At 64.8% G+C, this 19538-nt stretch carries 16 protein-coding genes and 2 pseudogenes; 7 read left to right on the top strand and 11 right to left on the bottom strand.

The genetic code is table 11. The annotated features are described in order from the left end of the window. Positions 1–64 precede the first annotated feature (64 nt). Entirely contained in the window at positions 65–1624 is a 1560-nt protein-coding gene (locus ESZ60_RS16105) for an amidase (protein ID WP_245155731.1), read from the bottom strand. 126 nt (positions 1625–1750) lie between these two features. Further along, positions 1751–2764 (bottom strand): Gfo/Idh/MocA family protein, encoded by a 1014-nt coding sequence (locus ESZ60_RS16100; RefSeq protein ID WP_134681749.1) that lies wholly within the window; start codon positions 2762–2764, stop codon positions 1751–1753. 168 nt (positions 2765–2932) lie between these two features. Here ESZ60_RS16100 and ESZ60_RS16095 point away from each other — a divergent pair, with 168 nt between their 5' ends. Beyond that, positions 2933–4099 (top strand): LysR family transcriptional regulator, encoded by a 1167-nt coding sequence (locus ESZ60_RS16095; protein ID WP_134681748.1) that lies wholly within the window; start codon positions 2933–2935, stop codon positions 4097–4099. Between the two features lie 5 nt (positions 4100–4104). On the opposite strand, the gene ESZ60_RS16090 is transcribed toward ESZ60_RS16095, so the two are convergent. The 3 genes from ESZ60_RS16090 to ESZ60_RS16080 are packed head-to-tail and all read right to left on the bottom strand — an operon-like array spanning position 4105 to position 6889. Continuing rightward, positions 4105–5409 (bottom strand): TRAP transporter large permease, encoded by a 1305-nt coding sequence (locus ESZ60_RS16090; protein WP_134681747.1) that lies wholly within the window; start codon positions 5407–5409, stop codon positions 4105–4107. Continuing rightward, positions 5409–5909 carry a TRAP transporter small permease gene (locus ESZ60_RS16085; RefSeq protein WP_134681746.1) on the bottom strand — a complete coding sequence of 167 codons (501 nt, stop codon included), beginning with the start codon at positions 5907–5909 and terminating at the stop codon, positions 5409–5411. Before ESZ60_RS16085 ends, ESZ60_RS16090 begins: the two co-directional genes overlap by 1 nt. A gap of 5 nt (positions 5910–5914) precedes the next feature. Beyond that, positions 5915–6889, bottom strand: coding sequence for a TRAP transporter substrate-binding protein (locus ESZ60_RS16080; RefSeq protein WP_134681745.1), 975 nt, complete (start codon positions 6887–6889; stop codon positions 5915–5917). A 250-nt stretch (positions 6890–7139) separates the two neighbouring features. Here ESZ60_RS16080 and ESZ60_RS16075 point away from each other — a divergent pair, with 250 nt between their 5' ends. The 5 genes from ESZ60_RS16075 to ESZ60_RS16055 all read left to right on the top strand — a co-directional run bounded on the left by ESZ60_RS16075 (position 7140) and on the right by ESZ60_RS16055 (position 11728). Then, entirely contained in the window at positions 7140–7871 is a 732-nt protein-coding gene (locus tag ESZ60_RS16075) for a PIG-L deacetylase family protein (protein ID WP_134681744.1), read from the top strand. Further along, positions 7871–8836 carry a VOC family protein gene (locus tag ESZ60_RS16070; RefSeq protein WP_134681743.1) on the top strand — a complete coding sequence of 322 codons (966 nt, stop codon included), beginning with the start codon at positions 7871–7873 and terminating at the stop codon, positions 8834–8836. The genes ESZ60_RS16075 and ESZ60_RS16070 overlap by 1 nt, the downstream gene beginning before the upstream one ends. 28 nt (positions 8837–8864) lie before the next feature. Next, complete coding sequence (locus tag ESZ60_RS16065) at positions 8865–9830, top strand: MBL fold metallo-hydrolase (protein WP_209021325.1); 966 nt, start codon at positions 8865–8867, stop codon at positions 9828–9830. A gap of 67 nt (positions 9831–9897) precedes the next feature. After that, positions 9898–10569, top strand: coding sequence for a 4-carboxy-4-hydroxy-2-oxoadipate aldolase/oxaloacetate decarboxylase (locus ESZ60_RS16060; RefSeq protein WP_134681742.1), 672 nt, complete (start codon positions 9898–9900; stop codon positions 10567–10569). Between the two features lie 88 nt (positions 10570–10657). Beyond that, entirely contained in the window at positions 10658–11728 is a 1071-nt protein-coding gene (locus tag ESZ60_RS16055; protein WP_134681741.1) for a 4-oxalomesaconate tautomerase, read from the top strand. Between the two features lie 33 nt (positions 11729–11761). On the opposite strand, the pseudogene ESZ60_RS16050 reads toward ESZ60_RS16055, so the two are convergent. The 6 genes and pseudogenes from ESZ60_RS16050 to ESZ60_RS16025 all read right to left on the bottom strand — a co-directional run. Further along, positions 11762–13035 (bottom strand): annotated as a pseudogene (locus ESZ60_RS16050) (FAD-dependent oxidoreductase); the annotation flags it as partial. A gap of 56 nt (positions 13036–13091) precedes the next feature. After that, positions 13092–13241, bottom strand: a pseudogene (locus ESZ60_RS21360) (IS5/IS1182 family transposase); the annotation flags it as partial. A 513-nt stretch (positions 13242–13754) separates the two neighbouring features. Beyond that, positions 13755–14897, bottom strand: a complete 1143-nt coding sequence (locus ESZ60_RS16040; protein WP_134681739.1) for a carboxylate-amine ligase — start codon at positions 14895–14897, stop codon at positions 13755–13757. An 80-nt stretch (positions 14898–14977) separates the two neighbouring features. Further along, positions 14978–16207: an NAD(P)/FAD-dependent oxidoreductase gene (locus tag ESZ60_RS16035; RefSeq protein ID WP_134681738.1), complete on the bottom strand. Its 1230-nt coding sequence runs from the start codon at positions 16205–16207 to the stop codon at positions 14978–14980. A gap of 12 nt (positions 16208–16219) precedes the next feature. Beyond that, positions 16220–18274: a catalase gene (locus ESZ60_RS16030; RefSeq protein ID WP_134681737.1), complete on the bottom strand. Its 2055-nt coding sequence runs from the start codon at positions 18272–18274 to the stop codon at positions 16220–16222. 102 nt (positions 18275–18376) lie between these two features. Then, the gene (locus ESZ60_RS16025; protein WP_134681736.1) at positions 18377–18850 is read right to left on the bottom strand and encodes a pyridoxamine 5'-phosphate oxidase family protein; all 474 of its coding nucleotides are present in this window, start codon (positions 18848–18850) and stop codon (positions 18377–18379) included. A gap of 173 nt (positions 18851–19023) precedes the next feature. On the opposite strand from ESZ60_RS16025, the gene ESZ60_RS16020 reads away from it, so the two are divergent. Further along, entirely contained in the window at positions 19024–19533 is a 510-nt protein-coding gene (locus ESZ60_RS16020; protein ID WP_134681735.1) for a hypothetical protein, read from the top strand. Positions 19534–19538 lie beyond the last annotated feature (5 nt).

Below are 19538 nucleotides of genomic sequence, written 5' to 3'. Positions count from 1 at the left end.
AATCCTGAAATCATCCGCTGGTCGGCTGGGCGGATCGCGCCCGCGCCGCCGTCAGGTCATGGCCTCAGCCGGGCAGCTGTCCGGGAAAGCCGCTTGCCTGTTCATAGGCATGGGCGATCTGCAGCACGGCCAGATCCGCACGGCGCGGGCCGATGATCTGCAGCCCCATCGGCTGGCTTGCCCCCCTTGGGCCGAAACCGGCGGGGACCGCCGCGACCGGGGTTCCGGCGAGTGTTGCGGGAATGACGACCTCCATCCAGCGGTGATAGCTGTCCATCGACCTGCCCGCGATTTCCTTGGGCCAGTCGAGCTTGGCGTCAAAGGGGAAAATCTGCGCCGTGGGCAGGACCAGGAAATCGTGGCGCTGGAATGCCGCCAGCATCGCCTGGTGAAAGGCCGATCGCGCGGCGCTCGCGGCATAGATATCCGTCCCGCTGAGCTTCAGCCCCATCTCGATCTCCCAGATCGCCTCGGGCTTCATCTGCGCGCGGGCGGCCTCGTTTTCATAAAGCGGCCGCGCCACGCCCGCGATGGTAAAGCTGCGCAGGGTCAGCCAGGTCTGCCAAAGCGCGTCCATGTCATGGTCGATACGCGCCTCTTCGACCTCACAGCCGAGCGCGGTGAAATGACCCAACGCCTTGCGGCAGGTCTCGAGCACACCCGCTTCGGTCGGAAGGTGGCCGCCAAGATCGCCCAGCCAGCCGATCCGCATCCCCTTGACGTCGCGCGACAGGCCGTCACGGAACTGCCGTCCGTCGATATCCAGCGACAAGGGCGCGCGGGCGTCGTAACCGGCCTGAACCGACAGCAGATAGGCGGTGTCCGCGACCGTGCGCCCCATCGGCCCTTCATAGCCAAGCTGCTGGACGAAGACCTCGCCCGTGGGCGCATAGGGCACCAGCCCCTGGGTCGGGCGGAACCCCACGACATTGTTCCAGCCCGCCGGATTGCGCAGCGAGCCCATCATGTCGCTGCCATCCGCGACCGGCAGCATGTGGCGCGCCAGCGCGACCGCCGCGCCGCCGCTGGACCCGCCCGCCGACAGCCGGGGATCGAGGGCATTCACCGTGGTGCCGAAGACGGCGTTATAGGTGTGCGAGCCCAGCCCGAATTCCGGCGTATTGGTCTTGCCGATCAGGATTGCGCCCTCGCGCCGTGCGCGCTCGACGATGACGCTATCGGTCTTGGGGACATAGTCGCGAAGGATGGCAGAGCCCTGCGTCGTCGGGATGCCCGCAGTCGCGGTCAGATCCTTGGGGGCCTGCGGGATGCCGTGCAGCGCGCCCAGTTCCCGCCCCTGCGAGAGCGCGCGATCGGCCGCGTCGGCGGCGGCCATCAGCTTTTCGGGGTCCTGCAACGAGACGATGGCGTTATAGGTCGGGTTCTCGGCCTCGATCCGCGCCAGACAGGCCTGCATGACCTCGCGGCACGAGACGTCCTTGGCGCGGATCGCGCGGGCAAGATCGACGACGCCAAGGCGGCTTGGATCACTCATCGCGCTGCCCCCCTGCGCCGGTCGTGCAGCAATCCCGATCATCGCGGTCGCGGCGATGCCGCTGGTGGCGTTCAGGAACTGGCGGCGGTTGAACCTGCCGGAGCGGCCTTCGGAATTCGTGCTCATCATGGGCCTCGTGGCTGCGATGCCGCTTCCTACGCCGCGGCAAAAGGGGGATGTCGCAGCCTAGGGCCGGTCTGGCGGGCCGATCTTTGCCTTGTGCGCCAGATATGTTGCCATTCGCGCCAAACCGGATCATTTCTCGGCGACCGCGATCCAGCCACCACGCTTTTCGCTTTCGGCGATCGCGTCCAGCACGCGCATCGAGCGTATCGCGTCCTCGACCCCCCAGCGCAATTTCCCCTGTCCCAGCGCCGCCAGCGCAAAGGCCTCGGCCATATCGGCATATTGATCCGAGCGCGGCAGGATCTCGCGCCGCGCAAGCGACCCGTCAAGCGACGCGCCCTGATCGACAAGGAGGGCCGTCGCACCATCGGCTGGCGCGTTGAAGGGGATCACGATCTCGACCCGCCCCCGCGTTCCGACGATCTCGAGTGATTGGGTCGGGACAAGCTGGGTCGAGACGGTAAAGGCAAGCTGCCGCCCCGCCCCGAAATCAGCGATCACGCTGGCAAGGCGGTCGGTGCCGAAACCGGGGTCGCGTTCCATCAGCGAGACCACCCGGCGCGGTTCACAATCAAAGAAAAACCGCCCCGCAGTGACCGGATAGCAGCCGATATCCAGGATCCCGCCGCCGCCGATATCGGCGCGGTTGCGTACATTGCCGGGGTCATCGTTGAAATAGGAGAACAGCGCCCGGACCAGCCGGACCTCGCCCAGCTCGCCCGAGGCGGCGATCTCATGGGCGCGCTGCCATTGACGGTGAAAGCGGACCATGAATCCTTCGTGGATCAGCAGCCGCTGGTCGGCCCCGCGCAATTGCGCCGCCTCGGCCTCCGTGAGAGCGATGGGCTTTTCGCACAGCACATGCTTGCCCGCGGCATTCGCGGCAAGGGTCATGGGCACATGAAGATGGTTGGGCAGGGGATTATAGATCGCATCCACATCGGGGTCGGCCAGCAGGGCCTCATAGGAGCCATGCGCGCGGGCGATCCCCAGCCGGTCTGCCGCGGCACGGGCGGCGGCCTCGCTGCGCGAGGCGATGGCCACCACCTCGGAATGGGGCGATTTCATGATGGCCGGTATCACCTTGGTCAGGCCGATATTCGCGGTGGACAGCACGCCCCATCGGATCTTGCGGTTGCTCATCTTCTCTCCCTCTCCCCGGTTCGCCCCCTGTGTCGGGGAAAACGGCCATGGGCGCAAGTTCGGCAAGCGGCGGCCGGGGCGCGGGCCCGTCCCGGTCGCGTCGCAAGGGGCGGGTTTGCGCCCATGCGGCAAAGCCTGTATGGCCGGAGCATCGTCAGGGATTTCCGCATGCTGCCCAGTCTTCGCCATCTCAGGATGTTTCTCGCATTGGCACGCAGCAATTCCGTCACCCGGGCCGCCGAGATCTGCCATGTCTCGCAACCGGCGGTCACGCAGGCCATGGCCAAGCTCGGGCAGGACACCGGGCAGGTGCTTTTCCAGCGCAGCCCGCAGGGCCTCTATGTGACCGAGGCGGGCGAGATCCTGGCCCATCGCGCCACGCGGGCGCTGCGGCTTCTCGACACGGTAATGGCCGATATGGCCCGCTCGGTTCGGGTACAGGCGACATGGGCGCAGCTTTCCGCGCTGATCGCCGTGACCGAGATGGAGAATTTCACCCTTGCCGCGCGCAAGCTGGGTCTGGCGCAGCCCACCGTGCATCGCGCCGCTTCGACACTGGAGCAGGCCGCCGGAGTCAGCCTGTTCCAACGCACCGCGCATGGGCTGATCACCACCCGCGCGGGTCAACATCTGGCCCAGGCCGCGCGGCTTGCCATGGCGGAGCTGGATCAGGCGGAATCGGACCTTGCCGCGCTTGGCGGGCGCGAGGTCGGGCGCATCGTGATCGGGGCGCTGCCGCTGTCGCGCTCGGGCTGGCTGCCTTCGGCCATTCTGGAATTCCGCAAAGCGCGACCCAGCTTTCCCTTTGAGGTGATCGACGGGCGCTATGACGAATTGCTGACCGGCTTGCGGCGCGGCGAGATCGACATGATGCTGGGCGCGCTGCGCCTGCCCAGTCCGATCGAGGATATCGCGCAGGAGCGCCTTTTCGACGATGAGGTCGTCGTCGTGGCGCGCAAAGACCATCCGCTGCTGTCCCGCTCGGGTATCGAGACCCCTAATCTTGCGAGCTACCCTTGGGTCATGCCACGCCGCTCGACCCCCATTCGCGGCATTCTCGACGCGCTGTTGCTCGGTCACAGCCTGCCCAATGTGATCGAAACCTCGTCCGTGATCATGATGCGCGAGATCCTGCGCGGCAGCGATCATCTGGGCGGTGTCTCGCGGATGCAGGCCGAGGTCGAGGCCGCATCGCTTGCTATCCTGCCCGTTCCCCTGCCCTTCGCGATGCGCCCCATCGGCGTGACGACCCGCGCCGGCTGGGAACCGACGCGGGCGCAGCGCGAGTTTCTGGACATCCTGCGCCAAAGCGCGGCACGGCTGACCGCACCCTGAAGCGCTCAGCCGAACATCGAGTTCGGGATGAACAGCGCGATCTGCGGCACCAGAACGATCAGGATCAGCCCCAGCAGCATCGCCAGCAGGAACGGCATCACGCCCCGGAACACCGTCGCCAGCGGAACATCGCCGGCCACCCCGCGTACGACGAACACGTTCAGCCCCACCGGCGGGGTGATCATGCCCATCTCGATCACGATCACCGCGATGACGCCGAACCAGATCGGGTCGAAGCCGAGCTCGGTGATCACCGGGAAGACGATCGGGATCGAGATCACCAGCATCGACAGCCCGTCCATGAACATGCCCATCACCACATAGGCGAGGATGATCACGGTGAGCGTGCCATAGGGACCAAGGCCGAGGCCCTGCAGCCCCTCGCCCAGAAAAGCCGGGATCTGCGTCACCGCAAAGAACGGGTTCAGCACATTCGCACCAATCACGATCATGTAGAGCATGGCCGAGGTCTTGAGCGTGTCCATGACGGCCTCGGAAAAGCCGCGCCAGCCCAGCTTGCCGCTGGCGAGCGCCAGCAAGATCACCAGCGCCGCACCGATGCCCGAGGCTTCGACCGGAGTGAAGGCGCCGACATAGATACCGCCAATGGTCAGCACCATCACCACCAGAAGCGGTGCAGCGCGGCCAAGGATGCGAAAGCGCTCGGCGAGTGGCACATTCGGACCTGCGGGCGCAAGCGCCGGATCGCGCAAGGCGACCAGCCAGACGGTCGCCATGAACAGCACCATCAGCAGCACACCCGGCCCGATGCCCGCCATAAAGAGCCGCCCGATGGATTGCTCGGTCAGGATGGCGTAAAGCACGAAGCCGGTCGAGGGCGGGATCAGGAAACCCAGCGTCCCCCCCGCCGCGACCGATCCGGTCGCCAGCCCGTCGGCATAGCCCAGCCGCCGCATCTCGGGCAGCGCGACCTTGCCGATGGTGACGGCGGTCGCCACCGAAGATCCCGAGACCGCGGAAAACGCCGCGCAGCCCAGCACCGAGGCCGAGGCCAGCCCGCCCCGGAAATGCCCGACCCAGGCGAAGGCCGCGTCATAGAGACCGCGCGAGAAGCCCGCAGCCGAAGCGATATTCCCCAGAAGCACGAACATCGGCACGACGATCAGGGTCTCGCTCGCGACCGCCGAAAAGCTTTCGGTCATGATCAGCGCGCCGGCGGTGCGGAACCCCTCGAGCGCCCACATGCCGAAGAAGCCCGAGAGCAGCATGGCAAAGGCCACCGGTGTGCGGAAGATCATCAGAAGAAACAGGAACGCGATGCCCAGAAGGCCGATCGTGGTCGGTTCCATCAGCGGGCTCCTTCGCGAAGAAGGCCGAAGATCTGCACGGCGAAGACCAGCACGCAAAGCGCCATGCCAAGCGCCAGCACGCCGTAGAAGGGCCAGATGGGCAGGCCGAGCATATTGGTCGTATCCTCGAATTCATAAGCGTCCAGCGCCTTGGCGACGGCGCGGCGCACCAGCACCGACAGCACAAACGCCGAGAGCAGCCGTGAGCCGATATCGCCGGCAAAGCGCCCCCAGCGCCCGATCGCATTGTCGAAGACATCGACGCCGACATGGCCGTTGCGGGCGGTGCAATAAGGCAGCGCGGCCATCACCAGCACCACAGCGGTCATCTGATTGATCTCGTTGAGGCCCAGCACGGGGATGCCGAAGGCATAGCGCAGCACGACGCCCGCCGAGATCACCGCCACCATGAAGAGCAGCGCCCCTGCGGCCAGCATCGCCAGCCACAGGGTCGCCCGGTCCAGACAGTCCGACCGGGCAAGGCCAAGAAACCGGCGCATGGCGGTTACTGGACCTTCAGCGCATCGGCGATGGCCTGCGCGCCTTCGGTTTCGGCCAGCACCGTCTGGGTGACGTTCTCGGCGGCCGCATCGAATTCGGCGGCGGCGGCGGCGTCCAGCGTGATGACTTCCTTGCCGGAGGTGGCGGCGAAATCGGCCAGACCCTTCTCGGCCACAGTCAGTTGCACCTTCTGCCCGTCCAGCGAGGCCTGCTTGCCCGCGGTCCTGACGGCTTCCTGCTGTTCCGGGCTCAGCGCGTCGAACGCGTCCCGGTTCATGATGATGAAGAAGGGCGAGTTCGTCGTCTTCATCCCCTTGGTGATGGAATTGGCCACCTCGGCCAGCTTGAAGGCGTTGATCCCGGTGCCGTCGATCATCGCCGCGTCGATCACCCCGGTCTGCATGGCGTTGTAAATCTCGGACACCGGCATCGAGACCGGCGTGCCGCCCCAGGCCTCGACCAGAAGGCCGGTATTGCGCGAGGGCACGCGGATCTTCATGCCTTTCACATCGGCCAAGCTGCGCACCGGCTTCTCACGGCTGAAGAGCAGGTTCTCGGCGCTGGACCACAGCGCGACCAGCTGCACGCGGCGGTAATCATGGTCGAATTCGCTCAGATGCTTCCACAGGTTCTCGGTGCCGGTGGCCTCGTCCAGCACACCCGGCAGTTCCGCCGTCAGCGTCAGCGGAAACTGCGAGGCGGTATAACCGGGCAGCGAAACCGCCAGTTCGGCCACGCCATCGACGACACGGGAATATTGCTCGACCGGGCCAGCACCCAGCTCGCCGCCATTGTAAAGCTTGACCGTGACCTCGCCCTTGGTGGCGTCCGTGACGGCCTTGGCGAAGGGCTCGAAAGCGCCCGGGACATAAGGATGCGTCGGCGGCATGAAGTTGGCAAATTTCAACTCATCGGCGAATACGGCGCTGCTGCTCAGGGCCAGGCCGAACAGGGCCAGTTTGAATGCGGATCTCATCATTATCCTCCCCTTGGCGGAGCGCCTGGCGCGCCCGCGGATAGGAAGGAATTACGCCGCCCGCCTCGGAAACCGCCAATTCAAAGCCAGCCCACGGTCATAAATTTGCGCTATAGCAGATTCGACATTCGCCGCGCGCTCAGATGATAGCGGAAAGTGATATAGCACAAACTTATCACGGATGCCGCGCTTCCAATTTGCCCTTTCGGCCGGCCCGCGACAGATTTCCGGCAACTGATCCGGAGGAAGAAAGATGTCCGCCAAGAAGACCGCATTGGTCATATCCGCCCATGCCGCCGATTTCGTCTGGCGCTGTGGCGGCGCGATCGCGCTGCATGCCGAGATGGGCTACGATGTGACCGTCGCCTGCCTGTCCTTTGGCGAGCGCGGCGAAAGCGCGAAGCTGTGGAAAGAGGGCAAGTCGCTAAACGAGGTCAAGGCGATCCGCCGCGCCGAGGCCGAGGCCGCCGCCGAGGTTCTGGGCGTCGCGCATCTCGAATGCTTCGATCTGGGCGACTATCCCCTGCATCTGGAACGCGAGGACAAGTTCAAGCTGGTCGATCTGATCCGCAAGGTCCAGCCCAGCTTCATGATGAGCCACAGCCAATACGATCCCTATAATACCGACCACATGTACATGTCCCAGGTGGCGCTGGAATGCCGCATGGTCGCGCAGGCCTGGGGCCATAACCCCGGCGAGAAGGTGTTGGGCGCGCCGCAGCTTTACCTGTTCGAGCCGCACCAGACCGAGCAGATGGGCTGGAAGCCCGACACCTTCCTCGACATCACCCCGGTCTGGGAAAAGAAGCGCACTGCGATGGAGCACATGAACGGGCAGGTCCATCTGTGGGACTATTACACCCGCGTCGCCCAGCAGCGCGCCAACCACTTCAAGCGCAATTCGGGCGGCCAGTCCGGCGGGCGCGACTGCAAATACGCCGAAGGCTTCCAATCCGTCTTCCCGCGCACCGTGGACGAACTCTGATGGAACATTGCCACGACATCGCGCATTTCGCCCATGTCGAGATGCTGACCGACCGCTTCGAGGAAAGCCTCGATTTCTTCACCCGCGTCTACGGGCTGAAACTCTCGGGTCAGGACGAGACCAGCGCCTATCTGCGGGCATGGGACGACTATGAGCATGCCTCGCTGAAGCTGACCCGCGCGGACCGGACCGGGGTTGCGCACATCGCCTATCGCGCGGCCTCTCCCGAGGCATTGGCGCGCCGGGTTTCCGCCATCGAGGCCTCGGGTTACAAGACCCATGGCTGGGTGGACGGCGATCAGAGCCACGGCCGCGCCTTCCGCTTCGAGGACCCCTTCGGCCATGTCTTCGAGATTTATTACGACACGGTCTGGTTCCAGGCCCCGGCCGAGGACCGCGCCGCGCTGAAGAACACCGCGAGCGCCTTCACCGGGGCCGCGCCGCGCCGATTGGATCACCTGAACCTGCTCGCTTCGGACGTGACCGAGTTCCGCCGCTTCATGGAGACCTGCCTCGGCAGCCGCGTGACCGAGATGATCCAGTTGGATAACGGCCGGATCGGCGGCTGCTGGTTCACCGTCAACAACAAGACCTATGACCTCGCCTGCACCGAGGAACATGGCGGCGGCCCCATTGTTTCAGGAGGGGGTCGGCTGCATCACGTGACCTATGCCACCGACCAGCGCGAGGACATCCTGCGCGCCGCGGACATCTTCCTGCAGAACGGCGTCCATATCGAGACCGGGCCGCACAAGCACGCGATTCAGGGCACCTTCTTCCTGTATGTCTGGGAACCCGCCGGCAACCGGGTCGAGCTCGCCAATTCCGGCGCGCGGCTGATTCTTGCGCCCGACTGGCAGCCGGTCATCTGGACCGAGGCCGACCGCAAGAAGGGCCAGGCTTGGGGCCTGAAGACCATCGAGACATTCCATACCCATGGCACGCCGCCCGTGCAGAAGCTGTGATTTCTCGGACTAAATGGGAGCAAACCGAATGACGAAACTGACCACGCTGGCCGCCGCGGGCCTGATGGCCGTCATCAGCGTCGGCGCAGGTCATGCGCAAGAGGCCGAGCCCGCGATCCGGGTGACATTGCTCGGAACGGCCTCGCCCGCCCCGCGCCCGGACCGCAGCGGATCGAGCACCCTGGTCGAAGCCGGCGGGTTGCGACTGGTCTTTGACGCAGGGCGCGGCGTGCCGGTCCGGCTATCGCAGAAAAATATCCCCGTCGGCGCGATCGACGCGCTTTTCGTGACGCATTTCCATTCGGATCATGTCAGCGGCATCCCCGACCTTTGGATGACCGGCTATATTCCGGCGCCTTACGGTCGGCGTGAGACGCCGTTTCGGGTGATCGGTCCGCGCGGCACGGGCGAGATGATGCAGCATATCGACGCGGCCTTCTCGATCGACAAGACCACGCGCATCGAGGATGAAAAAATCACCCCGGAAAGCGTCGCGATGGATGTCAGCGAATTCACCGAGGAAGGCGTGGTCTTTGATCAGAACGGCGTCACGGTGACGGCTTTCACGGTCAATCACGGCGAGCTCATCGAACCCTCGGTCGGCTACCGCATCGCGCATGACGGCCACGCGGTCGTCATCAGCGGCGACACCAAGTTCGACGAGAACCTGATCGAAAGCAGCAAGGGCGCTGATGTGCTGAGCCACGAGGTCGCGATGGCCCGTCCCGAGCTTGCGACGCAGCCTGTCCAGTCGCGCATCCTTGGCCATCACACCCTTCCGGCCGAGGCGGGCGAGGGCTTTGCCCGCGTCGCGCCCAGGCTGGCGGTCTATACCCATATCGTGATGCTTTCGACCCAGGACATCCCCGAGCCCAGCATTGACGACCTCGTGGCCGAGACGCGGACGACCTATGACGGCCCGCTCGAGGTCGGTGAGGATCTGATGACCATTTCCGTCGGCGAGAAGGTCACCGTCGAGCGCTTGGCGAAATGACGCCAACCATATCCGACAATCCGGCCAGCCCCGCGTGGCCGACCCAGCAAGGGAAGCGGAACTGCACATGAATATTGTCCTTCAGAACATCGAACGGGCCGATCTCGAGACCGTCGCGGGCCTTGCCGAGGCAGGCGTGGCCACCGTCCACGAGGCCCAGGGACGGATCGGCTGCCTCGCAAGCTATATGCGCCCGATCTATGCGGGGGCCCGCATCGCGGGTTCGGCGGTGACGATCAGCGCGCCGCCCGGCGACAACTGGATGCTGCATGTCGCGATCGAGCAATTGCGCGAGGGGGATATTCTTGTCCTTGCCCCGACCTCGCCCTGCGAAAATGGCTATTTCGGCGACCTGCTGGCGACCAGCGCCATGGCGCGGGGCTGCAGGGGTCTGGTGATCGACGCAGGCGTGCGCGACATCCGCGATCTGACGCAGATGGGCTTCCCGGTCTGGTCCAAGGCGATCAGCGCACAGGGCACCGTCAAAGAGACACTGGGCTCGGTCAATATCCCGGTCGTTTGTGCCGGGCAGGCGATCGAGGCCGGGGATGTCATCGTCGCGGATGATGACGGGGTCTGCGTCGTGCGCCGCACCGACGCCAAGGCCGTGCTGGCCGCCGCCCGCAAGCGTATGGATGCCGAAGAGGCCAAGCGCCAGCGTCTGACCAGCGGGGAACTGGGCCTCGACATCTACGACATGCGCCCGAGGCTCGCATCCAAGGGGCTGAAATATGTCTGAAGGATCAGGGGGCGCTCGCGCCCCCTCTTGCCCGTTCCGGGCAATTCACCCCCGAGGATATTTGGACAAGAAAGATTGAGAGCCTGCGATGAGCGCTGAGCAAGACGGCATCCCCTGCCTGTGGATGCGTGGAGGGACCTCGAAAGGGGCCTGTTTTCTGGCCTCGGACCTGCCCGCCGAGCCTGCCGCGCGGGATGCGCTGCTGCTGCGGATCATGGGCAGTCCCGATCCACGCCAGATCGACGGGATCGGGGGAGGCGATCCGCTGACCTCGAAAGTCGCGATCCTGTCGCCGCCCTCTCATCCGGATGCGGATGTGGACTATCTGTTCCTGCAGGTCTTTGTCGATCAGGCTCTGGTCTCGGACGCGCAGGCTTGCGGCAATATTCTGGCTGCTGTCGGCCCTGCCGCGATCGAATGCGGGCTGGTCGAGGTCAATGGCGACGAAACTCCGGTCTGCATTCACATGCTGAACACGGGCGAGATCGCGCGGTCGCGGGTGCAGACGCCGGGGGGCCGCGTCTGCTATGCCGGTGTGGCGGCGATCGACGGCGTGCCTGGCACGGCCGCGCCGATTCCGCTGATGTTCCAGAATATCGCGGGCTCGATGTGCGGGGCGCTGCTGCCCAGCGGGCAAGAATCTGACAAGATCGACGGCGTGTCCTGCACGCTGATTGATAATGGCATGCCCTGCGTCATCTTGCGGGCCAGTGACCTTGGCCTGACCGGAGAGGAAAGCCCCGCGTTTCTCGACGCCGATGCGGGCCTGAAAGCGCGGCTCGAGGCGATCCGATTGCAGGCCGGAAGGCTGATGAACCTGAGAGATGTCACCGAGAAATCCGTGCCCAAGATGACGCTGGTTTCGGCTCCGGTGTCGGGAGGCACGATCGGGACGCGCAGCTTCATCCCGCATCGCTGCCACGCCTCGATCGGGGTCTTTGCCGCCGTCAGCGTGGCGACGGCCTGCACCCTGCCCGGCTCGCCCGCAGCGGATCTGGCCGTGCAGCCCCCCGACGGCCGCTTTCTGATCGAGCATCCGACCGGTGCCGCAGAGGTTCTGATCGAACAGGATGCCCAAGGCCGGGTGACCGGCGCAGGGACCCTGCGCACCGCCCGAAAACTGTTCCAGGGGCGGGTGTTCCCGCGCGATCCGGGCTGATCCTTCGGTCCCGGTCCCGGTCTCGCGCGGGGGTCAAAGGCCCCGCGCGATGCGCAGCGCGTCATATATCGCGGCATGTGTATTGCGGGCAGAGACGGCATCGCCGATGTGAAAAAGGCGAAAGCGGCCCTGCGGATTGGCAAGGACCGCCTGGCTGCGACCTGTGACGAGCGCCTCGTAATCGACCTCGCCCAGATTGCTCGATTGGGGTTTCAGCTCGAAATAGATCTCGTCCATCGGGCGGGTGCCGCAATTGACCACGACCTGATCCACGACGCGTTTCCGGCTGACATCGCCGTAGTCCGAGCCCAGCACCGCGCAGATAGGGGACCAGATTCATTCCCATCACCTCGGGCGCGAAACTGCGATCCGGGGTGACGATCTCGACCGCGGCCCCCGTGGCGCTGATCAGATCCGCCGCCTGACGACCAGCATGGTCGCCCGCATCGTCAAAGATCAGGACCTTGCGTCCCGGCTTCACGTCGCCCGAGAGGATGTCCCAGGTCGAAACGACAAGCGCGTTGCCCTCTGCCAGGACTTCGCTATGCGCCAGGCCGCCTGTGGCGACGATGACGTCGTCCGGCTCGGTGCTGGTGACGTCCTGCGCATCTGCGAAGCGGTTGAAATGAAACTGCACGCCCAGCATGGTGCATTGCGCAAAGCGCCAGGCAATGATCGCGGCCATTTCGCGGCGGCGCTCCTGCAGCGCTGTCAGGCGGATCTGCCCCCCTGGCTGGTCGGCGGCCTCGAAAACCGTCACCTCATGGCCGCGCTCGACCGAGACGCGGGCGGCTTCCATCCCCGCGGGGCCTGCGCCGACGATGGTCACGCGCTTTTTCTGCTCGGCCTTGGTGATATGGTGCGGCTGCTCGATCTCGCGCCCCGTCGAGGGATTGTGCAGGCACAGTGCCATGCCGCCCTGATAGATCCGGTCGAGGCAGTAATTCGCGCCGACGCAGGGGCGGATGTCATCCTCGCGGCCCGCGATGAGCTTACGCACCAGATGCGGATCGGCCATATGGGCGCGGGTCATGCCGACCATGTCGAGCTTGCCGCTGGCGATGGCATGGCGGGCGGGCGGGCGGGCGGGCGGTGGCGATATCCGGGATCCGGGCTGCGTGAAAGGTCGGAAAATCCGTCGCGGCGCGGATCTCGCCGGCGAAATCCAGATGCGGCGCGCTGCGCATCCCCTGGATCGGGATCAGGTCGGTCAGGCCGGGATCGGTGTCGATATGGCCCCGCACGACATTCAGGAAATCGACCAGCCCACTGGCATTGAGACGGCGCGAGATCTCCAGGCCGTCCTGCATGACTGGTTTGACGCGCACTGGCTCATCTATGGCGAACCCCGCGGGCCCAGTGCTCGCCGGCGCAGATCGCGGCGGATCTGGTCAGCATAGCCCGAGATCTGGCGCAGCGACTTGAGCATGCGTTTGAATTGCCGGGCATGGGCATAGCGCCGGACCTGAGAGGCCAGCCTTGACCCAAGGCGGGCGTAGCTCTGGCGCAACTCCGGCCTCTTTTGCCCGGTCCACCAGGACTGCAGCAGCATCTTCCGGCGCTTTCGCAGGTACCGACAGGGGCATTTTCGACCGCGCCTTTTCTAAGTGATCCGAGGGAAGCCCGATTTCGACTAGGCGCTGCTCGACGGCCATATCCTTCAGATTCATCAAATGGCGAGCGGCACAAAGGACATGAGCTCACGCGGCGGATGGACCAGCAAGATTGCGGCCTTGTTCGACACGCTCGCCAACCTGCGAGATTTTCGTGCTCCTGCCCCGTTCGTTACCACCTGCAACGCGTCACACCGCTGATCGAGGGCTTGGCCTTCGCTGCGGATTGGTTGCGGGCCGAGATGGACCAGCGGGGCGCGAGCGCAGTCGTCAAAGCGAAGCGCAAGATCCAGCGCGACTTTGACAGACAGGCCTAGAAATGACGGCTGGCAAGAACTCCTCGCGAAGATCTGGGCGCTCCGAGCCATCGCCACGCGCCAATGCCACGATCGTCATCGCCTCACGCCGAATGTCTATGGCCCCTCATCCAGCGCCTCGCGAAATTCGCTGATCAGATGCGTGACGACGGCGCGATGCGCTTCTTCGCGATTGGCTCCGGCCGATGTCGCGGCGACATGCACCGCCCTCTGCCGTTGCGCGGAATTCCCCTGAGCGACGATCTCGCGCAATCTTGCCACGCTTGGCTGGCTGCCCAGGTGATCGGCATCTTCCGAGATCAGCGCCAGCCATTCCTCGGCCAGTTCGTCATGCGGCTTGATGCGACCGCCGCCGAAATCGATCAGACCCTTGTCCAATCCGTGGCGCAGGGCGCGCCAGCGATTTTCGCCCAGCAGAAAATTGTCATATTGACGCCAGCGCATGTTCCGCCGCGACAAGCGCCATAGCATGCGCAGCGTCGCCTGGATCAGCGCCGCCATCGTGATGCTGTCCAGAAGCCGAGGGCAGGCATCGCAGATCCGGGCTTCGAGTGTCGGGAACTTGGCCGAGGGCCGCAGATCCCACCAGACCTCGCTGCTGTCCTCGATCACGCCGAGATCAACCAGCGCGCCTGTCGCACGCTCGAAGGCGCTCCAATCCGTCAGTTCCGGCGGCAGGCCGGTGCGGGGATAGCCTGAAAAGACCGTGGTGCGATACGAGGCAAGCCCGGTATCCTCGCCCTGCCAGAAGGGGGAAGAACCAGATAGCGCCAAGAGATGCGGCAGGAAATAGCGGAACTGGTTCATCAGGTCGATGCGAAGGGCCTGATCCTCGATGCCGACATGGACATGCATGCCGCAGATCAGCATCCGCCGCGCCATGCCACGCATTTCCTGCGACAGCCGGTTATAGCGCGCCTTGTCGGTGTGGTCCTGATCGCGCCAATCAGCCAGCGGATGGCAGGCCGCCGATATCGGTGCCAGTCCGAATTCTGCGGCATGGTGGGCAATCGTCGCGCGAAGCCGCGCGAGATGAGCGCGCGCCTCGGCGATATCGGCCGAGACGGGCGTGCCGATCTCGATCTGGCACCGCAGGAATTCAGGACTGACCTGGTCGGCCAATTCCGCCTTACAGGCCTGCATCAGGGCATCCGGCGCATCCGCCAGCGCGCCGGTCTCTGCTTCGACCAGCAGATATTCTTCTTCGATGCCAAGGGAAAAAGCGGGTTCGGCGCTCATCTGCTTCCTCATGCGGGTTCTGTTCCAGGAATAAAGGTCCGGGCGGGAGGCATCGTTCCTTGCCGGTCGGGGATCCGCGCTCAGCGATAGGCGAAAAGATCCGCGTCAGGATCGGCCCGCCCCGCGATCCGGGCGGCGGTGATCTGGGCGGCGATCATCGAGAATGTGATGCCATTGCCGCCGAAACCCATGACAGCATGGCTGCGGCGAAACCCGGGCACGCGGTCGATGATTGGCAGCCCATCGGTGGTATTGCCGAAAGGCGCGGCCCAGACATAGGCCGGGCGTCCTATATTCAGACCGCAAAGCGCCTGCAGCTTGTCCCGGATGCGCTCGGCATTCACGTGCATCCGGACCGGATCCTGATAGGCCTCGGGCGCGCTGCTGTCCTCTCCGCCCGCGATGATCCGCCCGCCCGGAGCCGTTCGGAAATAGAGGTAGGGATCCGCTGCCTCCCAGACCAACATGTGATCCAGCCATTCCGGCCGCGCCACCCCGGCGCGGCTTGCCAGAGCCCAGGTCGAGGTGATCCGATGCGACCGGCTTTCCATTTGCGGCAGGAATTCGTAGCCGGTGCAGAACACCACCTGCCCCGCCGTCAGGATCTTTCCCGCCGATGTGGCCAGCGCCACGCCCTCGCCGGGTTCCGCGACATCGGTGATCTCGCAGGGCGAAACGATCTCGGCACCGCGCTGGACCGCCAGTCGCAGCAGCCCTGCGGTCAGGCGCGCGGGATTGGCCGAGGCCGAGGCATCCGACAGGATCGCGCCCGTCCGCTCCATGCCGAAGCGCTCTCGAAGAACCTTGTGATCCAGATAGTCGCAGGCGATGCCCGCCTTGCGCCGGGTCTCATATTCGCGGCGCATGGCGCGATGCCCCATCTCCGAGCCGCAGAGATAAAGCGCGCTTTGCGGCTGCATGTCGCATGGGATGCCATGCCGGGCCACCAGATCCTGCAGATCGCGCACCGCCCGGACCGAACGCAGCCAGGCGCGAACGGCTTTTTCCATCGTGATCTTTTCCGCGAGCCGGTGCAGGGGAATGTCGATCTCGTGCTGGATCATCGCCGTCGATGCGAGGCTGGAGCCCCGCACCGGTGGCCGACGATCCAGGATCAGCACGCGCCGCTTGCGCCGCGTCAGCGCCTCGGCCATCAAGGCGCCGCTGATCCCCGTGCCGATGATCACGATGTCCCATGCCGTCCCCGAGGGGCGCGGGACCGAGGGCGCCGTGATCCCCGGTGTCGCGCTCCAGAACGGTTTCGCGACATGCAGGGATCGGCGGCGGGTACGGGCCGAAGCCTCCGACACAGATGCCACGCCTCAGGCCAGATCGCGGAGTTTCGGCTCGCGATCCCAGTAGCGCAGCGTGGCGGCCTTGGGCAGAGCCGCCAGATCCGTCACGCCCTGATCGGGCATGATCCCCGCCCGGTCCAGCAGCGGCTGGGCATTATCGTCATGGCCGATGGCCTTGAGATGGGCATAGGCATCCATCACGAAACCGATCGCCGCGCTGTCCTTGGCAAGCTTTTCCGCCGCTTCGCGCGTCAGGACCAGAGCCACCGCATCGAAAAGCCAAGAGGGCGAGCCGGCCAGCTGGCCATCTGCCTTCATCTCGCCGCCTTTCAACATGATCCCGCCGACCTTGGGGGCAATGGTGAAGGGCGTGCCGCCGGCATCGCGGATCGCCTGAAGCAGATTGTCGAGGCTCGCCTTGTCCGACCCCTCGTCGAACAGCACGCCGACCTTTCGGCCCTGCAACGTCGCCTGCCACCGCTTCTGGATCGACAGGGCGTCCGACGGGTCCAGATCGACCGGCGGGCTTGCGGGCGCGGCCGCTTCGGGCAGATCCATCGCCAGCCCCTTGGCGACGCGCGCGGCCAGGTCCTCGTCGACATTGCGCAGATGCGACAAGACACGGATCCGGACATGCTCCAGCGCCACCTTGGACAGCTCAAAGGTGATGGCCGAGGCGATATGGGCCTGTTCATTCTCGGTTTGGGATTTCCAGAACATGCGCGGCTGGCTGTAGTGATCGGCGAAGGTGTCGGCGCGGATGCGCAGCTTTTCCCCCGCCACCGGTTGCGCGGCCGAGCGGAACCCGTCCGGCCGGGGGCGCGGACCGCCTTCCTCTCCGGCCTGAGCGAGGCTGTTGGGCTCGTAATTGGCGCGCCCGGTATGGACATGGGTCTGCATCATCCCATCGCGCATCATATTGGCATAGGGGCATTTCGGCGCATTGACCGGGATCTGATGGAAATTCGTCGTGCCCAAACGCGATTTCTGCGTGTCGAGATAGGAAAACAGCCGTCCCTGCAGCAGCGGATCATCTGAAAAATCAACCCCCGGCACCACATTCGAGGGCAGGAAGGCCAGTTGTTCATTTTCCGCGAAATGGTTCGCCGGATTGCGGTCCAGCACCATCCGGCCGATGATGCGCAGCGGCACGATTTCTTCGGGGATCAGCTTGGTCGCGTCCAGCACGTCATAGGGCAGGCTCGCCGCAAGTTCCGCGTCAAAGACCTGAATGCCGAATTCATATTCGGGGAAAGCCCCCTCGGCGATGGCGTCCCACAGGTCGCGGCGGTGAAAATCATTGTCGCCGGCCTGCAGCTTCAGGCTCTCATCCCAGACCAGCGATTGCGTGCCCAGTTTCGGACGCCAGTGGAACTTGACGAAATGCTCCTGCCCTTCGGCATTGACCAGCTTGAAGGTATGGATGCCAAAGCCCTCCATCATCCGGTAGCTGCGCGGAATGCCGCGATCGGACATCGCCCAGACGACGGTGTGCAGCGTCTCGGGCATGAGCGAGACGAAATCCCAGAACGTATCATGGGCCGAGGCCGCCTGCGGAAAACCGCGATCCGCCTCCATCTTCACGGAATGGATCAGGTCGGGAAACTTGATCGCATCCTGGATGAAGAAAACCGGGATATTATTCGCGACCAGATCCCAGTTGCCCTCGTCGGTATAGAATTTGGTGGCAAAACCGCGCACGTCACGCGGCGTATCGACCGAACCCGCCCCGCCCGCGACGGTGGAAAAGCGCACGATCACCTCGGTTCGCTTGCCCTTTTCGGCAAACAGGCTGGCGCGGCTCAGATCGGGGATCGGGTCGGTGCATTCGAAATAGCCATGCGCGACCGAGCCGCGGGCATGGACGATGCGCTCGGGGATGCGCTCATGGTCGAAATGAAAGATCTTCTCGCGCAGGATGAAATCTTCGAGCAGGGTCGGACCGCGCGCACCCGCCTTGAGGCTGTTCTGATTGTCCGAAAGTGGCGTGCCGTGATTGGTGGTCATCACCGGCGTATCGCCAGAACCCAGCTGCTGGGTTTCGCCGCCTTCGCCGATCGTGCTGTCATAGGGTTTGGCCATGGTCTTTGCCTTCCGAATGGGTGGGGAAAGGGGCGGTTCGGGTGCCGCCCGGCTTGGTGCGGAAAACGTTTGGGACAGGCCGGGGTTCCTGCCCCACGTTGTTCAGAACCGAAGCTGAAAGTGATCGCCGATATCGGGCTTGTCGCCCGTCAGATTGGCCTTGGCGATCTGATAGAGGAACCCGATCCCGCCCGTGGTGGACCAGATTTCTGCCTCTGAAAGACCAAAGCGCAGCAGACGCAGATCGGGATCGCGCTTGCCCTCCTCGAACCAGGCCGAGGCGACGCTGTTCCAGATTTCCTCAAGCTTTGCAGGGTCGTCGGAGAGTTCAAGCCGCCCCTCGATCCGGGCCCACAGCTTGCCCGCCGCATCGCCGACGACATGGATGGCGGGTTTCGCGCCACCCTTGACTTCCTCGACCAGATCCGTGCCTTCGGCAGTGATGAACCAAAGCGCCTTTTCGTCAGGATCGGCATAATGCGACATCGGCACCAGCTTCATCCGCTCGTGGGTTCCAAGCATCCCGGCGTTGATGTCCTGCAGGCGCTTCCAGAAGGTCTGTTCCTCATCCGACATGGGGCATTCCTTTCCTGTCATGGTATGTGCTGCTCGTCGCGCCGGGTCTGAACCGCCGGGCGGGCTCAGAGGTTCCCAAATCCGGAATCTCCTTCTTTGCGGAACCAACAGGCCGCTCGGCTGTTTCGGGCAAGGATCTGCGGCAGGTCTTCAAAGGCGGCGAGGTGTGACGCATGACCGAAGAAATCCGGCCTCCGCCGGTGCGGGCGGACGGTTTGCAGCTAGAGGAACATCGCGGCTTTCAAGAGCGCTATTGGCGTGTTCAGCGCATTTCATGGCTTGGCTATGGGCTGGCGATGGTCCTGGCACTCTTGGGGTTCAGTGGCAGCGGTGGCCTGTTTCACATGCAAGAGATCCGGATGGGCGGGGCCGTCGCCCAATTGCCCCGGATCGCCCGCTGGGAGGCGTGGGACGAATGGACGGTCACCTTCTCGAGCGCACAGGACAGTCACGAGATCGGCGTCGCGTCGCGCTATCTCGATTTCTTCGAGTTGGGCCAGATCCGTCCCGAACCCGAAGAGAGCAGCCTCGCCACGGATGGACAGGTCATGCGCTTTTCTGCCCGTGACGCGCCGCCGCATGTCGTCCGGATCTCTACCCGTCCGATGCATTTCGGCTGGATCAGCTTCGAGCTGACACTCGAGGGCGAAAGCCGGACGGTTCACATTCTTGTGCTGCCATAGGAGAG

The organism is Paracoccus ravus (genome assembly GCF_004522175.1).
In the GTDB taxonomy this organism is placed as follows: Bacteria; Pseudomonadota; Alphaproteobacteria; order Rhodobacterales; family Rhodobacteraceae; genus Paracoccus; species Paracoccus ravus.
Note: the sequence above shows the minus strand (reverse complement) of the source record. Positions and strands in the feature narration are given on the sequence as shown.

Coding starts and splice junctions, on each gene's coding strand:
- ESZ60_RS16105 (WP_245155731.1), bottom strand. CDS start 1,624: ATGATGAGCACGAATTCCGAAGGCCGCTCCGGCAGGTTCAACCGCCGC.
- ESZ60_RS16100 (WP_134681749.1), bottom strand. CDS start 2,764: ATGAGCAACCGCAAGATCCGATGGGGCGTGCTGTCCACCGCGAATATC.
- ESZ60_RS16095 (WP_134681748.1), top strand. CDS start 2,933: ATGCTGCCCAGTCTTCGCCATCTCAGGATGTTTCTCGCATTGGCACGC.
- ESZ60_RS16090 (WP_134681747.1), bottom strand. CDS start 5,409: ATGGAACCGACCACGATCGGCCTTCTGGGCATCGCGTTCCTGTTTCTT.
- ESZ60_RS16085 (WP_134681746.1), bottom strand. CDS start 5,909: ATGCGCCGGTTTCTTGGCCTTGCCCGGTCGGACTGTCTGGACCGGGCG.
- ESZ60_RS16080 (WP_134681745.1), bottom strand. CDS start 6,889: ATGATGAGATCCGCATTCAAACTGGCCCTGTTCGGCCTGGCCCTGAGC.
- ESZ60_RS16075 (WP_134681744.1), top strand. CDS start 7,140: ATGTCCGCCAAGAAGACCGCATTGGTCATATCCGCCCATGCCGCCGAT.
- ESZ60_RS16070 (WP_134681743.1), top strand. CDS start 7,871: ATGGAACATTGCCACGACATCGCGCATTTCGCCCATGTCGAGATGCTG.
- ESZ60_RS16065 (WP_209021325.1), top strand. CDS start 8,865: ATGACGAAACTGACCACGCTGGCCGCCGCGGGCCTGATGGCCGTCATC.
- ESZ60_RS16060 (WP_134681742.1), top strand. CDS start 9,898: ATGAATATTGTCCTTCAGAACATCGAACGGGCCGATCTCGAGACCGTC.
- ESZ60_RS16055 (WP_134681741.1), top strand. CDS start 10,658: ATGAGCGCTGAGCAAGACGGCATCCCCTGCCTGTGGATGCGTGGAGGG.
- ESZ60_RS16040 (WP_134681739.1), bottom strand. CDS start 14,897: ATGAGCGCCGAACCCGCTTTTTCCCTTGGCATCGAAGAAGAATATCTG.
- ESZ60_RS16030 (WP_134681737.1), bottom strand. CDS start 18,274: ATGGCCAAACCCTATGACAGCACGATCGGCGAAGGCGGCGAAACCCAG.
- ESZ60_RS16025 (WP_134681736.1), bottom strand. CDS start 18,850: ATGTCGGATGAGGAACAGACCTTCTGGAAGCGCCTGCAGGACATCAAC.
- ESZ60_RS16020 (WP_134681735.1), top strand. CDS start 19,024: ATGACCGAAGAAATCCGGCCTCCGCCGGTGCGGGCGGACGGTTTGCAG.